General features: G+C 39.3%; 20 protein-coding genes and 1 pseudogene. 12 read left to right on the forward strand and 9 right to left on the reverse strand.

Going from position 1 to position 22,984, the window contains the following annotated elements; genetic code table 11:
- The first annotated feature begins 540 nt into the window (after positions 1-540).
- Entirely contained in the window at positions 541-1,428 is an 888-nt protein-coding gene (locus ACM0OX_RS25270) for a DNA-methyltransferase (protein ID WP_414517648.1), read from the forward strand.
- Between the two features lie 97 nt (positions 1,429-1,525).
- Here ACM0OX_RS25270 and ACM0OX_RS25275 read toward each other — a convergent pair whose 3' ends face one another.
- Positions 1,526-1,720: a hypothetical protein gene (locus ACM0OX_RS25275; RefSeq protein ID WP_094342069.1), complete on the reverse strand. Its 195-nt coding sequence runs from the start codon at positions 1,718-1,720 to the stop codon at positions 1,526-1,528.
- Between the two features lie 916 nt (positions 1,721-2,636).
- Between ACM0OX_RS25275 and ACM0OX_RS25280 the strand changes: the two genes are divergently transcribed.
- Positions 2,637-3,692, forward strand: a complete 1,056-nt coding sequence (locus ACM0OX_RS25280; RefSeq protein WP_414517649.1) for an SGNH/GDSL hydrolase family protein — start codon at positions 2,637-2,639, stop codon at positions 3,690-3,692.
- A gap of 66 nt (positions 3,693-3,758) precedes the next feature.
- Positions 3,759-4,115, forward strand: a complete 357-nt coding sequence (locus ACM0OX_RS25285) for a DUF4864 domain-containing protein (RefSeq protein ID WP_414517650.1) — start codon at positions 3,759-3,761, stop codon at positions 4,113-4,115.
- A gap of 25 nt (positions 4,116-4,140) precedes the next feature.
- Here the strand turns inward: ACM0OX_RS25285 and larE are convergent, their stop codons facing one another.
- Both larE and hrmK read right to left on the reverse strand, forming a co-directional pair.
- The gene (larE, locus tag ACM0OX_RS25290; RefSeq protein WP_414517673.1) at positions 4,141-4,968 is read right to left on the reverse strand and encodes an ATP-dependent sacrificial sulfur transferase LarE; all 828 of its coding nucleotides are present in this window, start codon (positions 4,966-4,968) and stop codon (positions 4,141-4,143) included.
- A gap of 115 nt (positions 4,969-5,083) precedes the next feature.
- Positions 5,084-6,919 carry a hybrid histidine kinase/response regulator HrmK gene (gene hrmK, locus ACM0OX_RS25295; RefSeq protein WP_414517651.1) on the reverse strand — a complete coding sequence of 612 codons (1,836 nt, stop codon included), beginning with the start codon at positions 6,917-6,919 and terminating at the stop codon, positions 5,084-5,086.
- 207 nt (positions 6,920-7,126) lie between these two features.
- Between hrmK and ACM0OX_RS25300 the strand changes: the two genes are divergently transcribed.
- The gene (locus ACM0OX_RS25300) at positions 7,127-7,993 is read left to right on the forward strand and encodes a branched-chain amino acid ABC transporter permease (protein ID WP_414517652.1); all 867 of its coding nucleotides are present in this window, start codon (positions 7,127-7,129) and stop codon (positions 7,991-7,993) included.
- A 21-nt stretch (positions 7,994-8,014) separates the two neighbouring features.
- Here ACM0OX_RS25300 and ACM0OX_RS25305 read toward each other — a convergent pair whose 3' ends face one another.
- Together ACM0OX_RS25305 and lipA are read right to left on the reverse strand one after the other, a co-directional pair.
- Complete coding sequence (locus ACM0OX_RS25305; RefSeq protein ID WP_179065841.1) at positions 8,015-8,152, reverse strand: photosystem I protein PsaX; 138 nt, start codon at positions 8,150-8,152, stop codon at positions 8,015-8,017.
- Positions 8,153-8,333: 181 nt separating this feature from the next.
- Entirely contained in the window at positions 8,334-9,254 is a 921-nt protein-coding gene (gene lipA / locus ACM0OX_RS25310; RefSeq protein ID WP_414517653.1) for a lipoyl synthase, read from the reverse strand.
- Positions 9,255-9,488: 234 nt separating this feature from the next.
- Here lipA and ACM0OX_RS25315 point away from each other — a divergent pair, with 234 nt between their 5' ends.
- The 8 genes and pseudogenes from ACM0OX_RS25315 (at position 9,489) to ACM0OX_RS25350 (ending at position 18,153) form a co-directional block, all read left to right on the forward strand.
- Positions 9,489-10,133 (forward strand): response regulator, encoded by a 645-nt coding sequence (locus ACM0OX_RS25315; protein WP_414517654.1) that lies wholly within the window; start codon positions 9,489-9,491, stop codon positions 10,131-10,133.
- 581 nt (positions 10,134-10,714) lie between these two features.
- Entirely contained in the window at positions 10,715-11,062 is a 348-nt protein-coding gene (locus ACM0OX_RS25320; RefSeq protein WP_414517674.1) for a transposase family protein, read from the forward strand.
- A gap of 37 nt (positions 11,063-11,099) precedes the next feature.
- Positions 11,100-11,417 (forward strand): annotated as a pseudogene (locus tag ACM0OX_RS25325) (hypothetical protein); the annotation flags it as partial.
- A gap of 616 nt (positions 11,418-12,033) precedes the next feature.
- Positions 12,034-13,356 (forward strand): response regulator, encoded by a 1,323-nt coding sequence (locus tag ACM0OX_RS25330; protein ID WP_414517655.1) that lies wholly within the window; start codon positions 12,034-12,036, stop codon positions 13,354-13,356.
- 39 nt (positions 13,357-13,395) lie between these two features.
- Positions 13,396-14,547, forward strand: a complete 1,152-nt coding sequence (locus ACM0OX_RS25335; protein ID WP_414517656.1) for an FIST signal transduction protein — start codon at positions 13,396-13,398, stop codon at positions 14,545-14,547.
- 6 nt (positions 14,548-14,553) lie between these two features.
- Positions 14,554-15,597 (forward strand): sensor histidine kinase, encoded by a 1,044-nt coding sequence (locus ACM0OX_RS25340; RefSeq protein WP_414517657.1) that lies wholly within the window; start codon positions 14,554-14,556, stop codon positions 15,595-15,597.
- Positions 15,598-16,132: 535 nt separating this feature from the next.
- Complete coding sequence (locus ACM0OX_RS25345) at positions 16,133-16,675, forward strand: methanogen output domain 1-containing protein (RefSeq protein WP_414517658.1); 543 nt, start codon at positions 16,133-16,135, stop codon at positions 16,673-16,675.
- Positions 16,676-16,761: 86 nt separating this feature from the next.
- Positions 16,762-18,153 (forward strand): ATP-binding protein, encoded by a 1,392-nt coding sequence (locus ACM0OX_RS25350; protein ID WP_414517659.1) that lies wholly within the window; start codon positions 16,762-16,764, stop codon positions 18,151-18,153.
- 85 nt (positions 18,154-18,238) lie between these two features.
- Here ACM0OX_RS25350 and ACM0OX_RS25355 read toward each other — a convergent pair whose 3' ends face one another.
- The 4 genes from ACM0OX_RS25355 to ACM0OX_RS25370 all read right to left on the reverse strand — a co-directional run bounded on the left by ACM0OX_RS25355 (position 18,239) and on the right by ACM0OX_RS25370 (position 22,635).
- Positions 18,239-19,843 (reverse strand): NAD(P)H-quinone oxidoreductase subunit N, encoded by a 1,605-nt coding sequence (locus tag ACM0OX_RS25355; protein WP_414517660.1) that lies wholly within the window; start codon positions 19,841-19,843, stop codon positions 18,239-18,241.
- A gap of 329 nt (positions 19,844-20,172) precedes the next feature.
- The gene (locus ACM0OX_RS25360; protein ID WP_414517661.1) at positions 20,173-20,445 is read right to left on the reverse strand and encodes a hypothetical protein; all 273 of its coding nucleotides are present in this window, start codon (positions 20,443-20,445) and stop codon (positions 20,173-20,175) included.
- Positions 20,446-20,523: 78 nt separating this feature from the next.
- Positions 20,524-21,585, reverse strand: coding sequence for a WD40 repeat domain-containing protein (locus ACM0OX_RS25365; RefSeq protein WP_414517662.1), 1,062 nt, complete (start codon positions 21,583-21,585; stop codon positions 20,524-20,526).
- 78 nt (positions 21,586-21,663) lie between these two features.
- A complete protein-coding gene (locus tag ACM0OX_RS25370) occupies positions 21,664-22,635 on the reverse strand; it encodes a CobW family GTP-binding protein (protein ID WP_414517663.1) in 972 nt (323 codons plus the stop codon).
- Between the last annotated feature and the right edge of the window lie 349 nt (positions 22,636-22,984).

Here is a 22,984-nt window from a genome sequence, read left to right on the forward strand (position 1 = left end):
TCAGTAAAATTGCTCTTTCCTATTGTACTGGACTAGACTAATAACCGCTATAATAGCTGTGTTAAGGTCGTCAAAAGCTGCTTTATAATTTCCAGAAGCTCTGTGAGCGTTAATTGACTCAATATAGTTTGATAGAGAAATAGAGGATTTCACAGTAGTATAGGCAAACGGGATTATACTCACTCCTATAATTGCTGCACCTATATAAGGTATTAAAGAATATTTAGACTTGTGATTATCTAAGTTGCTTGTCATATAAATCACACTGATTTCTTGATTGAATAGAATTTTTTCTGAGAGTAAAAATTTTTTGTAGCATTGTCAGTATTATACTAATGTGATGTACCAAATTTTTGATATTATGCTGATATAAATACTGGCTACCCCTGACTTGACATTACATACCAAATAATATTGATGCTTTTGTGAGGTAGGCATCTTGCCCATAACCAAGGGCGGGCAAGATGCCCACCCCACAAGATATTATTGGATACTATTTTTGATTTGGAAGTCCCCAAAGCCGGGATAATTTTATAACTTTTGAACTCACAACAAATAAATTTAAAATCATATTACACCCAAAATCACGGCGCAATATATCTAGGTGATAGCCTAGAACTAATAAAATCTATTGAAAACAACAGTATTAATCTCATCCTCACCTCACCTCCATTTGCTCTGACACGAAAAAAAGAATACGGGAACGAAACTGCTGACAAATATATTGAGTGGTTCCTACCTTTTGCTTATGAATTTAAAAGAGTCCTGGCAGATAATGGCTCATTCGTATTAGATTTAGGCGGCGCTTACCTACCTGGTAATCCCGTGCGGAGTATCTACCAATACGAACTGTTAGTCAGATTATGCAAAGAAGTAGGTTTATTTCTGGCTCAAGAATTTTACCACTATAATCCGGCTCGACTGCCAACCCCTGCTGAGTGGGTGACAATCAGGCGAATTCGTGTGAAAGATTCTGTAAACACAGTGTGGTGGTTGTCTAAAACACCCAATCCTAAAGCAGATAACAGAAAAGTTTTAAAGCCCTATAGCCAAAGCATGAAACAGTTACTCAAAAATGGCTATAAAGCAAAAATACGTCCTAGTGGACATGATATTTCTGATAAATTTCAAAAAGATAACCAAGGTGCAATTCCGCCGAATTTGCTAGAAATTGCTAATACTGAATCGAATAGTGCTTATTTACGACGCTGCAAAACAGCAGAAATTAGACCCCATCCAGCACGGTTTCCTCAGGGGTTCGCTGAGTTCTTCATCAAATTCTTAACTGATGAAGGTGATATAGTACTAGACCCTTTTGCAGGTTCTAATACAACTGGGTTTGTTGCTGAAACTCTGCAACGCCGATGGATATCTTTTGAAATTAATGAAAATTATGTAATGGGAAGTCGTTATCGATTTAGCCAATAACCAAATTAAGTAAAGAGTCAGGAGTGAGAAGTTAAAATTGATAACCCTTCGGCAGGCTCAGGGCATCGCTTATAACTCTTAACTCATAGCTACTTAATTAAATTTCTCCATTCACCTGCATTTGATGAACTCGATCGGCTAGCTCTTGACGACCTCGATCATCTAGTTTATCAATAGCTAACATACCCATGAGAATAACTTCTTTCAGGGTCAAACGTGTGGAATGTGCCTGTTTTTGCACAATCTCTTTAATAATGGGACTGACACCAATCGCTGTACTAGCTCTAGCCACAGAAGAAAAGGAAACACTAATGATTCAGCCTAAATCTTAGCACTTTCAATGAGGTTATTCTCTAGAGTTAAAACTTAATTTAAATGTGTTTCAACTCATACTTCAATGAGTAAACATAAATTTTAAATTACGTCTAGTGAGTTATCAAATTCTCAGTATGACAAACCTGATACTTGCTCATTGAGGACACGTTATCGTATGATATCAATAATCTCAACAGTTAAAATTTCGCCTATTTTTTCCTAAATTTCCACTAAGTCCTCAATCGGTATATTAAAGATATGAGCTAATTTGGATATAGCAGGAAAGTCAAGTTTTGTCATTTTGTGACGACGCGCATAAATTGTAACTGTGCTGCAAATTACCCTATAATGGTCAGAAATTTATTTTAGTGACCACACTTTCACTTTTGCTACTTCTCGAAGCTTTAATCTGAACTAATCACATATTTAATAACTGGTGCATTTGCACTGCTTGATTTCACATGACAAAACGAAAAATGTAGACGTATTGGCGTCTTGTAGAGAAACGACTTGTAGAGCTAACTTTTATGCGATCGCGACAATTGACTAAAATCTAGAAACCTAAAATCTAATGTCCTGAGATCCTCAAAATCACTCACTAATCGCCTAGTTTGCAAACACTTGCAATATTTGTGACAACTGAGTTATGAAAAGTAGTCGGCTGAAGAAAACAGTGCCCTCAGTAGAAGTATTCGCATAAACGAGACTTGTATACCACCGGGAAAACCGTACTTTAAAGAGATCGTAAATTGTCAAATATAATCTCATGAACACGCTTTACAGAACTATACAGCGTAAATAAGAATAATAACTTAACCGAAGTAAAATTTTCCTGAATACAGCCAATTAATGCCGTCATAAGGAAAAGCAGTGAGTAGAGGAGAGAGAAAGCGATGAGGGACCCTTATCTGTTGGCAGCAGGCTTGTTAACAGGATTAGCAATACCAGCATCGGCTCTTCCACATATGTCAATTGTCCTACCAGAAAGTTCTAGATTCCTGTGGGATTTAAAACAAGGTTCGCAGACAATAGTCAGTACAAAAATTATCAAGAGCGTTGATCTCTCCTTACCCGAACTCAGCGGCCAAGCGTTCCAACCCCTAAAAAGTTCGCAGCCAATAGTAAGTGAGAAAAACGTCCCTAGCGTACCAGAATTCAGCAGTCAGGGATTACCAGTATCAACAGAGTCATCACTCAACCCCAGCACCCAAGCAACTAGCCTCTTATTGACATCTGGAAATCAACTTTACTACCAAAGATTGGCAGCTCTGAAAACAGGTCAGATTTATACACGCGTAGATAGTGATAATTTGCAATCATTGTGGGAGTCGATCAAGAAACGTCAGCTAACTTATGATGACTGGAAAAGTTTATTAGCTTTAGAAGCTAGAGCGATCGCTCAAGGTCAAGGTGCCAATCATCTAAGTATTTTAGTTGGTGATTCTTTGAGCATGTGGTTTCCGAGAGAAAAACTGCCTGCTGGTAAATTGTGGCTGAATCAAGGCATATCTGGAGATACTTCTAGTGGCGTTTTAAAAAGATTGGGGGCATTTTCAGCAACGCGCCCAGATGTTATTTACATCATGGCTGGGATTAACGACCTACGAAAAGGCGCTAGTGATGAAACAATTTTGCATAATTATCGCCGGATTGTCCGGCGTTTACGCCAGATTCACCCCAAAGCTCAAATTATTGTCCAATCAATTTTGCCTACTCGCCTACCAAAAATTTCCAATAGCCGTATTCGTCATCTCAACATCCAACTAACCGTGATTGCCAAACAAGAAGGCGCTAATTATCTCAATATTTATAGCTGGTTTACGGATATGGAAGGTAATTTGCGCCCAGAATTAACCACAGATGGGTTGCACCTGTCTCAAGAGGGATATGATGTGTGGCGAACGGCACTACAGCAGATAGAATATACACTCACTCAGCGTCAGAATTGAGCGATCGCTTTGCCGACACTAGGAGCTATGTCTACGATGGGCTGCGCCTACGCAATTTTTAAATTTATGGAAGTTAGTGATACTGATGCCATCAACATACGTTCTGTAATTGAATACCAATTGGCAGCCTTTAAAAAAGATGATGCCCAAGGCGCTTTTGCCTTTGCTAGTCCGGCGATTCAGGCACAATTCGCAACCCCAGAAAATTTTATGCAGATGGTAAAAACAAGCTATCCAGCAGTATACCGTCCTCGCTCTGTATTTTTTGAGAAAATAACAACCATCCAAGGAAACATAACTCAATCAGTGCTGCTACTTGCTCCTGATGGAGTCCCCTTGAGGGCTTTATATTTTATGGAAAAACAGCCCAATAATATCTGGAGAATTAGCGGTTGCTTTCTAGTTTCTCTAGAAGATAAATAAACTCTATGTTTGTAGAACTAAAATTCTATACTTTAACGCCCAAGGCTTCCCTATTTAAAACCTGATTTAACTTACCGCTACGATAACCTTCTAAATCTAAGGTTACGTAGATAAATCCAAAATCTTGAAATGCCGAAACTAGTGTTTGTAAATCGTTAGTTAATACAAACTCTTTGATTTGTTCTGGTGGTAATTCAATACGTGCTGTATCCCCTTCCGATCGCACGCGTAAATTCTGCCAACCTAACTTTCGCAGATAAATTTCTCCTCTGCCGACTCGTTGTAACTTAGCGACAGTAATCTCTTCACCGTAAGGAAACCGAGAACTGAGACAAGGTTGAGCAGGTTTATCCCACCAAGGTAAACCGAGTTGTTGCGAAAGTTGGCGAACTTCAACTTTGGTGACACCCACTTCTGCTAAAGGCGATCGCGCCCCTCTTTCCTTAGCCGCCTGAATTCCTGGGCGATAATCATGCAAATCATCAGCATTCACCCCATCCACCACATAAGGATAACCCAGTTCTAAAGCTAAAGGTTTGAGAGTGTCGTGCAACTCACTTTTGCAAAAATAACAGCGATTAACAGGATTAGAGGTGTAATTGGGATTTTCCATCTCGTGAGTCTGGACGATTTTATGAGGAATCCCAATTGTTGCAGCTTGAATTTTCGCGTCTTCCAATTCTTCTGGTAACAGCGAAGGAGAAACAGCCGTGACAGCCAAAGCGCGATCGCCCAACGCATCATAAGCAATTTTGGCAACCAAAGTGCTATCAACGCCCCCAGAGTAGGCAATCAATGCCTGCTCCATTTCTCTAAATAAGGCTCTTAATTGCTCAAATTTTTCTGTCAGCATCATTTCTCAATCCTGCCAAAACCTTACAGCACCCAATCATTTATATTGTAGTCATTAGTTATGGAGCATCAGGCACAAGAGGCAGAGAGACTTACTGTAACTTCCCCTCTGCTCCTCACTCCCGATCAACCAACGTTGGTGCTTGACTGTACTTAGCCACCAGACGGGCTAAAAGTGGTAAATCAATTGGTTTAGAAATATAGTCATTTACGCCAGCCGCTAGACAGGTTTCGCGATCGCCTTTCATCGCCATTGCTGTTTGAACAATTACCGGAATCTTCCGATATTGCTGATGTTCTCGCAGTTGTTGCACCAAGTTAAGACCATTTCCATCTGCCAAACAAACATCCATTAAAATTACCGCTGGATCTAACTTTGCTAGAGCTTCCCACATCTCGTCAGCATTCTTAACCCAAGTTACTTGATATCCCAATTTACGTAGATAAATTTGCATCAAGTCAGCATTGGGTAAGTCATTTTCTACCAGCAAAATTTCTACAGAAGAACTAGGTGTCAAAGGGAGAGGAAATGAGGAAAAACTTGCTACTTCTGCTTCCTTATCTACTCTGACTCTCATCTCTTGCTTAAGAGGAAGTACAAGAGTAAAACGGGAGCCACGATCCATTTCAGATTCAACTTTCACCGAACCACCGTGAATTTGGGCGAGTTTCTGAGTCACTGCTAAACCCAAACCAGTACCTTCAATACCATCTGCTACAGCCTTGGCAATTTGGAAATATGGCTGAAACAGTTGAACTTGGTCTTCTGGGGAAATGCCAGTGCCAGTATCCCAAACTGTAAAATGCACAAATACACCTTTGGAAGCAATCTGTAAGCCAACACTTCCTTTACTGGTAAACTTTAGGGCGTTGAAGAGTAAATTCAACAACATTTGCTTAAGTCGTAAGGGGTCAGCTACTAAGGTTGTAATATCGGGTTCAAGTTCTAGACACAGTTTCAAACCTTTATTAGCAGCTTTCTCTTTCACCAATGCCAAAACATTGCTACACAATATTGGCACATCTACTGTTTCCCACTGTACTTCTAGCTGATTTGCTTCAATTTTAGAGAGATCCAAAATATCATTAATCAGAGCTAGTAAATGTTTACCGCTAGACTGAATAATATTTAAATACTCTTGCTGACGTTCTTTACTTGGTTCGTACCCTGGAGCTAAAAGCAGATGGGTAAACCCAATAATGGAACTAAGCGGTGTGCGAATTTCGTGGCTAGTGTTTGCCAGAAACTGATTTTTCAGTTGATTAGTGCGCTCCAATTCTTGATTAGAGTTACTTAACTGTTGACATCGTTGCGGCCAAGATAGGATGTGTCTAAGTTGTACTAAGGCTGTACTACAGCATTTGGCAGACCTTGCTATCAATTGCGATCTGAGTTGAGCTTGCGATTCTATGAACGACTCATGATGAGAACTTAGGGGCGCTGTGGCAAGAATTAGCCAGCCCATAACACTGCCAGAATCATCCGCCAACCGCCAAGCGCTCGGTAGTTGCTGATTCTCAAGCTGTTGTAAATCTTCAATGTTTATGACTTCTTGCAATCTCAACAGCAGCTTTTTTTCTGCTGTCAGCACTTCTAGAAATAAAGGTGATGAATTTGGGGATGGAGAACGAGAAACATAGCAAACTGTGGCAACAGTTTCTTGTGGTTGACACATAGCGATGCCTACGACACATTCTGTAAGTGCCAGATTACTGCTGTGAATAGCACTGTTAATCTCGTTAGCCAGGGTTTGGAAAATTTCCGCTTGTGCTGCTTCTGGCTGTGGGACAGTGTTACAAGCAGAAAGCAAGCAATCATTAAGGCGACTTTGCAACTGGTTTAAGCTGCTCTCCAGCCACAGCTGCGCGCGAAGTTGCTCAATTGTTGTCAAAAGTTTTGGCGTTGCATCTATCAGTGAGTTCTGGTCTGGTAAGCTTGAATACTGCTGCATGGTCAACTAGACCGCTGAACAAGTTTAGCTTCGCATAAAAATCCTAAAAGGATTTTATGTATATTAGCCGACAATTCTTTTTTATTTATAAACGATAACTTATGTTGTTATAAACCATAACTTATGATGTCGAGTTTAGCAGCTAGTCCAAAAAAAAATTATTGTATGAACCACTAACCTAAAATTTTTAAACGCAACTGAAAACTTATGGATACACAATTCGCCCAACTAATCGTGAATGGGATTGCGGTGGGGAGCATTATTGCTCTAGCCGCAGTCGGACTGACTCTTACTTATGGAATTTTACGGCTATCTAATTTTGCTCATGGTGACTTTCTCACTTTAGGAGCCTATCTGACTTGGCTGATAAACATCATTGGAGTCAATATTTGGCTGTCGATGATCCTAGCGGCGACGGGAACAGTAGCAGCAATGCTGTTATCGGAAAAGTTACTGTGGTCAAAGATGCGCTCTATCCGTGCTACTTCGACTACGCTAATTATTATTTCTATTGGACTTGCCTTATTTCTTCGCAATGGGATTATTTTTATTTGGGGTGGCAGGAACCAAAATTATAATTTACCTGTTACTCAGGCTTTAGATATTTTGGGTTTAAAGATACCGCAAAATCAATTATTGGTATTAGGATTGGCGGTGCTAGCAATTTTGGCGCTGCATTACCTGCTGCAAAATACCAAAATTGGTAAAGCGATGCGAGCAGTTGCGGACGATCTGGACTTAGCCAGGGTTTCAGGTATCAATGTCGATCGAGTAATTTTCTGGACTTGGGTAATCGCTGGCACTCTTACGTCATTGGGCGGCAGTATGTATGGGTTAATTACAGCTGTGCGCCCAAACATGGGATGGTTCCTAATATTACCATTATTTGCCTCAGTAATACTCGGTGGAATTGGCAACCCCTACGGTGCGATCGCAGCAGCTTTTATCATTGGCATCGTCCAGGAAATCAGCACTCCTTGGCTGGGTTCCCAGTATAAACAAGGTGTCGCACTGTTGATCATGATTTTGGTGCTGCTCATTCGCCCCAAAGGTTTATTTAAAGGAACGATTTGAGCAGCACCATTCCACTTCTAATTATTCAATAATGTGGAAATAGTAGGCTGCTACTAGGAAATTGATCGCCAATAAGAACAGTGCCCAGCCTGTGCGATAGGCGTAGGGAGGTTTAGCTCCGCTGTCGGCAACTGGGGAAATCTTAGTTTTAGCAGTCATAATTCAATTCTCCTTATGTCAGGACTTTTTAAGAAATACCAAACTGGCGTACCAAATACTCAAATTCTTTAAGAATATTTGTGTGAAGTTGGGAATTGGGATTAGGGGAAAGGTGACAGGTGATAGGTGATAGGGAATAATCTGTACCCTGTACCCTTTAACCTGTAACCTATTCCCTTCTTCACTCCCCAATCCCCACTTCCTCCTCTCCAGCATGGTAGGAACTGCGAACCAGAGGCCCAGAACGAACATGGTTGAATCCCATTTCCCATGCTAATCTGCCAAGCCGATCGAATTCCTCTGGAGTCCAATATTTTTGGACTGGCAAATGTTCTAAAGAAGGACGCATATACTGCCCAATAGTCAAGCGATCGCATCCCACAGCCCTTAAATCAGCCATTGCTTCAATGACTTCATCAACTGTTTCTCCGTGTCCTAGCATCAAACCTGATTTGGTGGGAATCGTCGAATCGATTTCTTTAACCATAGCCAGCACCAAGAGCGAGCGATCGTACTTGGCTCCCCGGCGCACTGGGCCAGTTAACCGCTGCACTGTCTCGATATTGTGATTAAAACAAGCTGGTTTGGCTTTGACAATCATCGCTATCCGTTGGCGTTGGCCTGACTCTCCAACACCAGCACCACCCCAAAAATCTGGGGTCAGCACTTCAATTTGAGCCTCTGGGTTCAATTGGCGGATAGTCGCGATCGTCTTTACAAAGTGCCCTGCACCCTGATCGGGCAAGTCATCACGGGCTACAGAAGTCAGCACCACATAACGCAATCCCAAAAGCTGCACCGCCTGGGCAACCTTTTCAGGTTCCTCTAAATCAAGAGGCATTGGTGCATGACCTTTATCTACTTGACAGAAAGCACAAGAGCGCGTGCAAGTAGGCCCCATTAGCAAAAAAGTTGCAGTTTTTTGGGCATAGCACTCTCCGCGGTTAGGGCAGCGTCCTTCTTCGCAAATCGTGTGAATTTGGCGCTGCTTAATAATGCGTTGTACGGTAGAGATTTCACTGGCTTTACCAATTGGGCGACGTAACCAGCTAGGCATTGCCTTAATTTCAGACTTTAGTTCGGCTTGTTGTGACGAAATCATAAACATCCAAGCAAGATGCGGATATAGATGTAGTGGTCTGTTGATTAAATATCACAATGACACAAATTTAAAAGAGCGCAAGCAAAAGTTTTGCAAAACACCTCTAACAATGTCATTTATACCGAAATATACTATCCCCCAATTGCTAGAAATTATGTATATAGTGGGAGGATTCTCAAGGACAATCGGCAAAGCCGCTATTTACACTTATAGTTTCTGTTAGAGCAAACAGTCGTGGCAAGCAACAAGATTTTAGTTATCGATGACACTACAGTTGTCAGGGTAAAAGTACGAGAAATGTTGCCTCCGGGCAATTTTGAGGTACTGGAAGCAAAAGACGGTGTGGAAGGACTAAATTTCATCCTTCAGGAAAAACTCAGCCTGATTATGCTGGATTTCCTGTTGCCTAAAATGAGTGGCTGGGAGGTTTTCCAGAAAGTTCAAGCCGATCCAGAGTTAAGGAAAATTCCTTTAGTGATCATGTCTGGTCGCAAGGAAGAGGTGACTGAGAAAATCACAGAACCATTTGAATATTTTGAATTTCTGGGTAAACCTTTCGATCAGAAACAATTAATTGGCGCTATTAAGTTAGCTATGGCTAAGGCCAAACAGCCACGCCCAGAACTAGTCGCAGTAGGAGCAGGAGTTTCCGTAAAAAACAGCACGTTATCAACCTCTGCTGTCGCCAATGGTACGGTAGTAGCCCCTAGCGTTGCAACCTCTAGCGTCGCAACCCCCACAACCCCCAGTACTGGAGGAGTCTCCGAGGCAGATATTAATGCATTGAATGAGAAAATTGTCAAAATGCAAGCAGAAATTGATGGTTTGAAGAAACAGCTAACTCAGGTGGTGACTTTTATTAAACAAAAAATCAAGTAGTATTTGTGCTCGTTATTATTATCGCAGCCAAAAATACACCATATATCCTGGTGTCCGATTAAAAGCGGATAAAAATAGTTAGTTCAAAAACACTTATGTTGATAAATCATCATTATTTAGTGAGGTACAGCTTGACTAAGCCCGGTAAAGCTGTACTTTATCTTCCCTCTTAGTAAGTTCGGAGAGGGGCTATGGTTGAGGTTTTAAGCTAATCGTCATTCATTTTTCCTTCCAAAATGATTCGCTTGTAGTAAGGGCTTTAGCCCTGCTTTTATGCAACTTAGATGCCGATTAGCTTAATATATACTTAACTTGATGAGGAAACCCTACAATTCAAGATTTACATATTTAGTAAAAAAATATATTAAAAGTCATATTTTATAATACAAATTCAACAAAAAAATCCTATTTCATAATGAGGATAGTCTTGGTACGGGAATAAGAAGCCATAGAAACAATAATTATAAGCATAATCCGCAATGTTAATAGTATTGGATACATTATATTCGTTTCCTGGCTATCACATTACTGAACAAATCTAAAACCCTAGTTTATCGGGGTATTAGAGAAAAAGATCAAAAATCAGTGAGCATGATTTTCGTATATTTAAAAATAGTAAACTTAGGTTGAGAGAAGACATAGAGTGTTTAGGAGATAAAGGTTATCAAGGTATACAGAAACTGCATAACAATAGTTGGATTCCTAAAAAAAAGCCCAGAGGAGGTAAGTTAAGTTATGAAGATAAAAAGAAGAATCAAGAATTAGCCAAAATCAGAGTTTTAGGTGAGCATATAAATCGGAAACTCAAGGTTTTTAAAATTTTGTCCCTTACTTATAGAAATCGTCGAAAAAGATTTAGTTTAAGGTTTAATCTGATTGCTGCTCTCTACAATTACGAGCTTTGTCTCCCCAAAATCAAATCTTCTTGAGTGACTTTTGCAAGAGGTCTATTGCATAATAGCCGGAAGCGCTGTATCTACCCTAAGTAATCAACAAACTGTTATTGGCTCGAAGACAAGTATTTCTGATTCTCTGGATTTAGCCGCATTCATCAAAGCATCTCACGCACTCTCTGGAGAAATCGAGCTTGAGCGACTACTTTCTACTTTAATGGAAGTTGTTATGGAGAATGCAGGAGCTTCTAAATGCGCTTTAATTTTGAGTGAAGGTGATAACTTAGCATTAACTGTCACAGCAGTTTGTTCAAGTTCAAATTTTGAGCATACCTACACTGAATTTCTATCAACTTGCCTTGAATCAAGCTACGATGTTCCCATTACCATACGTTGTCGTAGGTCACTTAAAGCATAGCTAAGTTGTATATCATTGCTTGTAAGTTCTGCTCCATTTAGTACTTCAATAAATCTTTGGTGAAAAAGCTTGAGTGCTTCAGGTTGTTGTCCTAAGTCTGACATATCGCATTGGTCATTCCAAATAAACATTTTCAAACTTAAGCAATATTGTTCAATGTTTTTTTAATAACCGTAATTATCTGTAATTATATTTTTTTACAAAAATTTTATATAAAAAAATTACGTTTAGTAATACTCATTAAAAATACTGTTGACTAACTGAAAAAATTAACTTAAGTCTCAAGTATATTGTTATTAGCTAGCGCTAATTATCTAATAAAACAAGGGTAAAAATAACTAATTTACGAGCGATCGCCTTTATAAAAGAGGATTTTAAACTTTGGTGATCGATGTCCATTAGCGATCGCCCCAACGCAAAGCTATAGGCAATTTAGCCTGAAAATGTTGCTGTTATCAGAGTTTTTGGGAACTATAGGTTTGTCAGACTATAAATTTGCAGTCTGTCTACCAATAAAATAGAGGAAACTTAGCTGCGATCGCAGGGCAAATAGGGAATAATTAACAATAAATAAAACTAATTTAAATATATGAATGAAAAACCAGATATGAAAATTATTTATACTCCAGAAGATAGTTTAATCTTAGTGGTAGATGATACTACTACTAATTTAGAAATTGTCTTTGATACATTAACTAATGTAGGCTTTAAAGTTATCACAGAAAATGATGGAGAAAGAGCACTGAAGCAGGTTGAGTTCCAACTTCCTGATTTAATTTTATTAGATGTAATGATGCCAGGAATAGATGGATTTGAAACTTGTAAAAGACTGAAAGAAAATTCAGTTACTTGTGATATACCTGTAATTTTTATGACAGCCAACTCTGATACTCATAGTAAGGTAAAGGGTCTAAATATAGGAGCAGTTGATTACATCACAAAACCCTTTCATGAAGAAGAATTATTAGCTAGAATTAAAACCCATCTTCAATTACGAAATCTCACAAAAACTTTAGAAAAACGAGTTTTAGAAAGGACATCAGCATTATCTAGGGCATTAAAAGACCTACAAGAGTCTCAACTTCAGCTTGTACAGACAGAAAAAATGTCTGCCCTTGGTCAATTAGTAGCAGGAGTTGCTCATGAAATTAATAATCCAGTTGGTTTCATTCATGGCAATCTTGGACACGCTTCAGTATATTTCCAAGACATGATTAATATTATTGACCTCTATCAGCAGCACTATCCTAATCCAGTTCCAGAAATTCAAGAGGAAATTGCAGCGATAGATTTGAAGTATATACTTGCCGATCTACCTAATTTAATTTCCTCAATGAAAGAGGGAGTTCAGCGCATTCGCAACATTAGCACCAGCTTGAGAACCTTTTCTCGAGCAGATAGCGATCGCAAAGTTTATTGCAATATTCATGATGGCATAGACAGTACAATTATGATTCTCAAACACCGTTTAAAAGCATCCGAACATCGACCAGATATTCAAGTACTTAGAGATTACGATATATTGCCAGAATTAGAATGTTTTATCGGACAACTCAATCAAGTATTTATGAATTTGTTAGCTAATGCTATTGATGCTTTAGAGGAATCTAATGTAGGACTTACCTATATGGAAATTGAAGCCAATCCTAATCAAATTTTGATTCAAACTACTCTCACTGAAGATAAAAACTATATCTTGATTAGGATTAAAGATAATGGCGTAGGAATGTCGGCTGATGTCCAACAAAAAATCTTTGACTATTTATTCACCACCAAGCCTGTGGGTCAAGGTACAGGATTAGGGTTATCAATTGCTCGTCAAATTGTTGTCGAAAAACATGGAGGAACTCTAGAAGTAAGTTCATCAATAGGGCAAGGTTCAGAGTTTATCATTAAGCTTCCCATTCAATAATCATAGTAAGTTCCGTTTATAAACATAATAGATAAATTTATGTTCAAAGCAGTAGTAGGTCACAGTAACGATCCAGATTCTTTATCAGCAATTGAAGAAGTTCTTCAGCAATGTGCCAGTTCTCTTGCAGGAGATATACCAAAAGCTGGAATTTTTTTTGCTGCAATTGACTTCGATCATTCTCTCATTTTGCAGCAAATCGATCGGGTTTTTCCGGGAATTCAGTTGATTGGTGGAACAACAGATGGAGAAATTTCTTCAGTCTTAGAGTTTCAGCAAGACTCAATCACTTTGATGTTGTTTTGCTCAGATGAAATTGAAATTTATGCAGGAGTTGGACGAAAAGTTTCAGACGATCCAATTACTGCAACTAAACAAGCTGTGGAGCAAGCTAAAGCAAAAAGTACCGCAGATCCAAAGCTATGCTTAACTCATCCAGAGAGCCTCACAACTAGTGGTGTCTCTATATTAAATGGCTTAAAGCTAGCTCTTGGTCAATATGTGCCAATATTCGGTGGTTTGGCAGGCGATCAATCAAGATATCAAAGTACGTATCAATTTTTTCAAACAGAAGTATTAAGTGATTCTGTACCAATTCTACTTTTTTCCGGCACAATATTGTTTTCTCACGCTGTTGCAAGTGGTTGGCATCCCATTGGTCAAACAAGCAAAGTGACTAAGGTAGATAAAAACATAGTCTATGAAATAGATGGTAAACCAGCTTTAGATTTTTATCATCATTATCTAGGTTTGCTTCCACCTTCAATGGAATATCCACTAGCAGTGTTTGATGAGAATGAAAACAATTTTTATATCAGAGCACCTATTGCTTACAATCAAGAATCTAGTAGCATAACCTTTTTTGGAGATATTCCCGATCGAGCAATTATTCAAATTTCCGAAGCAGATTATGAAGATATTTTGGCAGCTTCTAAGGCATCATTTATGAATGCCTTAAATAATTATCCTGGTACAGAACCAAGTGCTGTTTTATTTTTTTCATGTGTCGCTCGTCGGCAAATACTTGGTACTAGGGCACAAGAAGAGTATCAAAATACAAAACTTTGTCTGACTGACTATTTACCTGCCTGTGGATTTTATTCTTATGGAGAAATTGCTCCTATAGATGGAATTAGCCAGACGCAATTTCACAATGAAACTTTTGTAACTTTAATTTTGGGAAATCAGTAAAGATTAATGGAAATATTAGATTATCAACAAGAAATTAAAGAATTAAAAAAAGCCAATCGAATTATCCAAAAGAAATTAGAGCGTTCTGAATCAGACCGAAGAAAACTTGAAGAAACAAATCAAAAAAAAGAATCTTTGCTCAGGAGAGTAATTGATGAATTAAAGGAATATCAAAATAAATTAGAAGAAAGAAGCCATGAGTTAGAAATGATGCTTCTTAATCTTCAGATAATGGAGAACAAGATGTCTACTTTGGGAAGTATGGTAGCGGATGTAGCTCATGAGATTAATAACCCAGTTGGGTTTATTGTAGGTAATCTGACTCCAGCTAAAGAGTATATTGAGAATTTATTACATCTAATTGACCTCTATCAGCAGACCTATCCCAAAACATCTCAGCAAATTCAAGAAACAATCAAAATGATTGACCTAGAATATGTACGTGAGGATCTACCTAAACTCATTTCCTCAATGAGAGAAGGTACAGATCGTATTTCCAAGATTAGCGACAGCCTGCGAACTTTCTCTAGAGCAGATATAGAACAAAAAACTCTGTTTAATATTCATGAAGGCATTAACAGTACTCTCCTCATTCTCAAGCATCGTTTACAAGCTAATAAAACTCGCCCTGCTATTCAAGTAGTTCAATATTACGAAGAATTTCCCTTAGTAGAATGCTTTCCAGGACAATTAAATCAGGTATTTATGAATCTATTGGCAAATGCCATTGATGCTTTAGATGAATCTAATGCTGGACTGAGTTTTAATGATATTAAACTAAATCCTAATCAAATTACAATTCATACTGCCCTCACTGAAGATAAGAATTATGTCTCGATTCGGATTCAAGATAATGGAGTGGGAATATCGGCTGATGTTCAGCAAAAAATATTCGATCATTTATTCACAACAAAACCTGTGGGAAAAGGAACAGGATTAGGGTTATCAATTGCTTATCAAATAATTGTCCAAAAACATAAAGGAACTCTAGAAGTAAATTCTGTGTTAGGAAAAGGTTCTGAATTTATCATCAATATACCCATTTATTAAATTATCAAATATATAAGTTGTTTAAAGTATTTAAAAAATATCCAAGATAATAGCAAGTTACAGTGATAGAATTTTTCGACTTTCTCACTCATACTTAATTACATTTGTAAAGCAAAATTTTATTTATAGAAAACAAAAAATTTGTATCCTGGTTGCAAACAAGTAGATTTTTGCGCGGGTTGATAATAAAATATTTTTAGTGTTAACAATATTTTGCCCCAAAAGATTCTCCCAACCCAAGCCCACTACTCATGGGGAAAACACTTAATATTTTGCTGGCTAAGTTTTTAAGAATCGATCTAATTCTCCCCTTTTTAAGGAGGGTTAGAAAGGATAATGGAGATTTCATCTAGAAGAGACTATGCAAAACCGTAAACTGTCACAACGATAAGGCTCAGAATTTGTTATGCAGATTGTTTTTCATTAGAACCAAAAGCAAACATTCAATTCTCAGAATAAAAATATTAAGTAGTTACTTTAGAGACATTTTGGGGAACTCTATAACTGTACTTCCTAGATTGTATCCTCAAAATTTATGATCAATGTACCCAAGCACTCAATAGCTACGCTTAATCTTTCTTTAGAACGCGACATATTTTTACGTACACTAATCAGAGAATTATCTGGTACTTTGCAGGATGTAGTTGGTTTAGAAGAAGCTTCGGGATTTATTAGCGTTGTTGGTGAAAGGATGGGAAGGCAGATTAACCAAGATTATAAATCTGCCTTGGAAATCTCTAACCTTTCTCGTAGGCAGGTAGCTGATGTCTTGATTGATTTAAAAAAACGAATCCAGGGCGATTTTTATGTTATTGAGCAGAATGATGAAAAAATTGTCTTTGGCAACCGTGTTTGTCCATTTGGCGACAAAGTACTTAATCGCCCTGCCATGTGCATGATGACTTCAAACGTTTTTGGAACGATCGCAGCTAATAATCTAGGATATGCGAAAGTAGAATTGCAAGAGACGATAGCACAAGGTTATTCTGGATGTAAAGTTATTGTTTACTTAAAACTTACAGAAGAAGCAGAAGATGCAGAAGGTCGAGAATACTTTAGGGGACTAGAATCTGTGTAAATCCTTCAGCATCAAACAAAATAACTCCAGGATTAAGTTTAGTGCAGATATGTAAAGTAGAGTCAAACCGTGAAAGTTGAAGCCCCATGACTCCTGAACAATTTCTTGAATTTGCCAGAGTTTTACCAGAACCTTTACTTCTGGTGAGTGGAGAGGGTCAGCTGTTAGCTACCAATCAACCACTAGCAGATATGTTGGGGTTACGCCGTCAGGAACTGCAAGGAAAAATACTTTTTGAAATTGTAACTGAGTCTGCCAACGATATTGTAAAGTATCTGCAAGCTTGTTCAAGTAGCAGGGCAATGGTGATTGGCTCTTTGACTTTACGAAAGAATGATGGACAAACCTTAATATGTCGTAGCCAAGGAGCCGTTATTCAACCTTGGTCTCCTGAATCTTCAGCTTTAATTCTCTTACGCCTGGAAAATAGAACTCTTACCAGCAGTAATTTCGTTCTCTTGAACGAAAAAATCGATGAGTTAGCCAAAGAAGTTCAGAGACGAAAACAAGCAGAGGAAGCGCTTAAGAAAGCGAATCAAGAGCTAGAAATTCGGGTCGAGGAACGTACAACTGCTTTACAAGACACACTAAATGAACTACAGCTTACCCAAACTCAGCTTATCCAAGCTGAGAAAATGTCTAGTTTAGGTCAGATGGTCGCTGGTATTGCTCATGAAATTAATAACCCCGTGAGTTTTATTTATGGGAACCTTCACCACGCTCATAAATACACTCAAGATTTACTGAAATTGGTGGAAGTTTATCAACAAGCTTTTCCAAATACTCTTCCAGAAATCCAACAGCAAGTAGAAGAAATAGATTTAGATTTTTTGATTCAAGATATAACTAAACTCTTCCAGTCCATGAAAGTGGGAACAGAACGCATTCAGGAAATTGTTAAATCACTACGTAATTTTTCCAGGCTGGATGAAGCAGAACTTAAGCAAGTCAATATTCATGAAGGAATTGATAGTACTTTAATGATTTTGGAGCATCGCCTGCAAGCTAGGCATGAGTACCCAGAAATCAAAGTCATCAAAAAATATACTCAACTACCGAATGTAACTTGCTATCCTGGTCAACTCAATCAAGTGTTTATGAATATTCTGGCTAATGCGATTGATGCACTGGAAGCATCGGCACTCAAGAGTCAGTATTCAGAAGTAAATACACCAAAAACTGAAAGTCAAAAACTGATAAATAATAATCCCCAAATTCAAATTAAAACTGAGCTACTCGATGAAAAATGGATAGCCATTAATATTGCTGATAATGGTTTGGGGATAAATGAACAAGTTCGCTCAAAGCTATTCGATCCGTTTTTTACCACTAAAACTGTGGGCAAAGGTACTGGATTAGGGCTATATATAAGCTATCAAATTATAGTTGAAAAACATAACGGGCAACTTAATTGTTTTTCTGTTCCAGGAAAAGGTGCAGAATTTGTAATTAAGATACCTATTCAATCAGCCTCATAAAATTTCAGTTAAAAGATATGACAACGCCTGTCTGCTAATTAGCAAACAGGCGTGTCTTTGAAGACAAAGTTTAGTTGAGACTCAGTTAAATCTTAGCAGTAGAGTCAACTGAGGATTGAGACTGACTAACCGAATTTGATTTTGGTAAAAGCAGGAGATTTTGTGCTTTTACATTACTGTTGATTGTTGCTTGCAAAAATGGAGTATGGGAGATGGAATTGTTAGCCAATGTAAACAGTGGATTTGACAAAATCCCTGCTATGGAAGTGGCAATTAATGTTACCACCAAGCCGACCTGTAAAGGTCTTAGCCCAGGTAAATCCCAACGCACTTGTGGATAATTCTTCACTGCGTCGGACATTTCATGGGGTTCTTTGACTACCATCATCTTAACTACGCGAATGTAGTAGTAGATAGAGACGACGCTGGTAACTAAGCCCAACAAAACTAACCAATAAAGTCCTGCTTGCCAACCAGCCCAGAATAAGTAAATCTTGCCGAAAAACCCAGCCAATGGTGGAATACCACCCAAGGAAAGCAGGGAGATACTCAACGCCAGTGTTAGAAGTGGGTCTTTTTGATATAAGCCAGAGTATTCGGCAATCTGGTCGGTTCCCGTGCGTAGTGAGAATAGGATAATGCAGGTAAAGCCGCACAGGTTCATGAACAGGTAAACCAGTAGATAAAATATCATACTGGCATAGCCCGCCTGTGTACCAGCAATCAAGCCAATCATCACAAACCCAGCTTGGGCAATGGATGAATAAGCTAGCATCCGTTTCATGCTGGTTTGGGCTAGAGCGACTACGTTACCCAAAATCATGCTGAGAACGGCTAGAGCTGTGAAGACAAACCTCCACTCGTCAGCAACAAGGGGGAAGGCTGTTGTCAGCAAGCGGATGGCTAGGGCAAATCCAGCTGCTTTGGAACCGACAGATAAAAAGGCGATGACTGGGGTGGGAGCGCCTTCGTAAACGTCTGGTGTCCACTGGTGGAAGGGTGCAGCGGAGATTTTGAACCCAATACCCGCGATCGCAAAAACCAGGGCAATCACTAAACCTAAAGATTGTCCCACTTTCGCTGTGGCAATGCCATTTGCGATCGCACTAAGTTCAGTTTGTCCTCCAGATAGTCCATACAGCAGTGATACACCGTACAAAAATATTGCTGTACTGGAAGCTCCAATTAACAAGTATTTCAGCGCTGCTTCATTGGAGCGGGGGTCACGCTTGGTATAACCTGTCAACAAGTAAGAGGAGATACTCAGGGTTTCTAGGGAGATGAAAATCATCACCAACTCACTAGCCCCGGATAAAAACATCCCTCCTAATGTAGCACTCAGCAAAATAGCGATGAATTCGGCTAAAGCGGTGCCGCTCTGCTCAACGTAGCGAATTGACATCAGTATAGTGGCGATCGCAGACAAGGCAATAATACCGCGAAAGACAATACTCAGGTCGTCACTGTTAAAGCTACCGGTAAAACCGATGGGATTAGGAGAGTCCCATTGAAAGTATAGGGCGACAATCGAAGCAAATAAACCTGCGATCGCTAGATATCCAATCCAGCGTGCCGATGTACGCCCCAAAATCAAATCAACAATCAAAACCCCCAAGAGGGTGAGAATAACAATCCCCTCTGGTAAAATCGTTCCAGCGTTTAGCTGGGATGCAATATTAGCAAAATCCATGAGATGTATAGGTTTTGGCGATTAGACATTAAGGCTAACTCTGTTCACTCTAGCAAGTTTTCTAATCCCCGGACTAGCTCTTTTAACAAGAGCTTAACAGCTTGTATGCAGATGGCGATTGCACCAACCTTACTACTTTACCAGCAGCTTTCTCAGTATCCAGGGATTTACTTAACAACTTTCCTACTTCGTTTTTCAGGCGTGACTTTTAGCGAATATCATCAATAATTATGCTGCAACCAGTGCAATAGTTACGTACAAAAAGCTGATAAAATTAATAAGGGCACAGCATTGCTGTGCCCCAAGAATATTCATAACTCCTAACTTTATTAAAAACCGACTGATGGCAGCTTGCCTTGTAGCGACTGAAATTTAGACTGAACACAGTTTGCACAATTGCAACCAACTCGATCAATTATCGGATGAGATGTTTGAATCAAATTTGGTGTTGCCAGATCGGGAATTTTTTGTATCGATACTACCGTCATAATTTGGGTAGCATATGTAGATTTCAGGCTAGATGCGTTTGCTGGATTGACTACCAGCAGCATGGATACTAGAAATGCGGGACAGGCAAGTAAAATCAGTTTGACAATTTTCATAATTCACACAAAGATAGCTTTGCTGATACAGCATAGCTAATAAATTGCCCAGCTTCAATTTTAATTACCAAGTATTGCTTAACTACGCCCGAATCCTTGACCCCGCAAAACCTTTGACCATACAAGTAATTCGCCCTGTTCGCCGCCTGCGGCCAGTAACTTGCCTTGGTGATGCCAAGCTAGGGTGGAAAATCCTGCTGAGACACCTGTGATAATTTGGGATACTTCCTTAGCTTTGTTCCACAAACATAACCAGCCGTCAGCAGCAGCAGAAGCTAGCAGGAAGCTTTTGGGTGCAAAGGCGATCGCATTAATCACGCCCACATGATTTGTTAATACTCGCGCTTCCCAACCTAAAGTATCATCCTCTAACTTCTCCCAGACTACAATACCTTCAACGCTAGAAGATGCCAATATTGGCGCACCTACTTTGGTCATAGCTTCTGACCATGCCAATTGACGAATTTTACCAGGGAAGCCACGCATCACCCAAGGGTCGGGGTTGTTCCATTCCAAAACGCTGACACTGCGATCCATGTTGCCAGAAGCCAGGAATTTGCCATCGGGCGACCAAGCCATCGCTAAACTGACAGTAGTCATATCTAAGCTGTATGGTTCTTCATCCCAGTTTTGACTGTGCCAAATTTTGACTCCCTTATAACCACTAATGGCTAAGTATTGTCCATCAATGCGCCAATCTATACCCAATACTGAAGAGTTGTCGAAATTCAGCGTCACGACAATTTCACGAGTATCTGCATCCCAGACTTGGGCATAACGCCCCAAACTAAAAGCCAATTGGTTACTGGTGTAATTCCAAGCTAGCTTGTCAACCCATGCGGGGGCATTTGACAACGTGGCGATTAATTCAGTGTTGCGCCAAATTTTCACCTGTCCATCTTGTCCACCAACAGCTAAAAATTTGCCATCTGGTGAAAAGGCGAGACAGTCTACTGATTTACCATTACCAGTTTGTAAGCTTGTGAGTTCACCATCATTCCACACAACTACTTCCCCAGCGGCAGAAGTTGCTGCTAAAGTTTGACCTTGTGGCGACCAAGCGATCGCAGTTACATAATCTGAAAGTGTCCCGGAATAGTGTTGTTCAAATTCCTTAGATTTGCTGGTTGTGGTGTTCATATTTTTTACAAGAGTAAGGAGCTAGAAGTTAGGAATTTTTAACTCATCACTCATAACTCCTAACTCCTAACTTTTTATTTACGCTAGACAAGCGAGAAAATCTTGCTTGAGTTTGGCTGCATCAAGGTTGCGACCGATGAATACTAATTCGTTTTTCGGGGTTTCGCTTGGTTTCCAGGGCCGATCGGGTTTGCCATCGAATATCATGTGTACTCCTTGGAATACAAATCGATTATCTTCTCCAGCAATATTTAAAATGCCTTTCATCCGAAAAATATCTGGCCCTTGGGTACGCAGTAACTCCGAAAGCCAAGTGTTTAATTTTTCTCCATCAACTGCACCTGCTTCTACTAAAGCCACAGAATAAACAGTTTCATCGTGTACGTGGGCATCTTCGCCTAAGAAATCTGGATCGATTTCTAATGCGCGGTCTAAATCAAAAGCTTTTACACCCAACAAAGCATCCATTCCTAGTTCAGAATTTTGGGTGCGGTAAATTTTTGCGATCGCATTCATCGCCCGAATCCGTTTTTCTAATTCATTCAACTCTTCTGGCGCTACTAAATCTGTTTTATTAAGTAAAATTACATCTGCAAAAGCAATCTGTTCTTGTGCTTCGTCTGCATCCCAGTGCTGCCAAATGTGCTTGGCATCTACGACTGTCACGACTGCATCTAGAGACAGTTGGCTTTGCAAATCTTCATCAACAAAAAATGTCTGAATCACTGGTGCTGGATCGGCTAATCCAGTCGTTTCAATTACTAAATGATCAAATTTATCGCGTCGCTTCATCAAATTGCCAATGATGCGAATTAAATCGCCGCGCACTGTACAACAGATACAGCCATTATTCATTTCAAATATTTCTTCATCTGCATCGATAATCAATTGATTATCAATACCCACTTCCCCAAATTCATTGACAATCACAGCAACTTTTTTGCCGTGTTCGTAGGTGAGGATGTGATTGAGTAGAGTCGTTTTACCTGCTCCCAAATAGCCTGTTAGAACAGTAACGGGAACTGAATTGTTAATTACGTCAGCCACCATACTCTAAATTCCTCTTATCTCACCTTATGGATAATCATTTTCGCCTATGATAAATCTTTTTATATTTTTGTGCTAACTTGCTGTTATTTTGGCTTTCAGCAAAATCATTACATAATTTAATCAATAAATATTTTATTTTTATATATCTGTAATAAGTAATAAATATTCACAAGTTGGCGTAACCTGACAGGAGTATTGCATACAAGCCGACCCACCCTGCGGTGTTGGGTTAAAGTTAGCACTCTTTGTCAAAGTTCTTTTTTGAACGAACCGCAGAGGCGCAGAGAGCGCAGAGAGAAAAAGTCTGAGTGACCGCATTTCTTTCTCTTTATTTTCTCTCTGTGTCCTC

The sequence above is a fragment of the Nostoc sp. PCC 9305 genome, from assembly GCF_963920915.1.
GTDB lineage: Bacteria > Cyanobacteriota > Cyanobacteriia > Cyanobacteriales > Nostocaceae > Nostoc.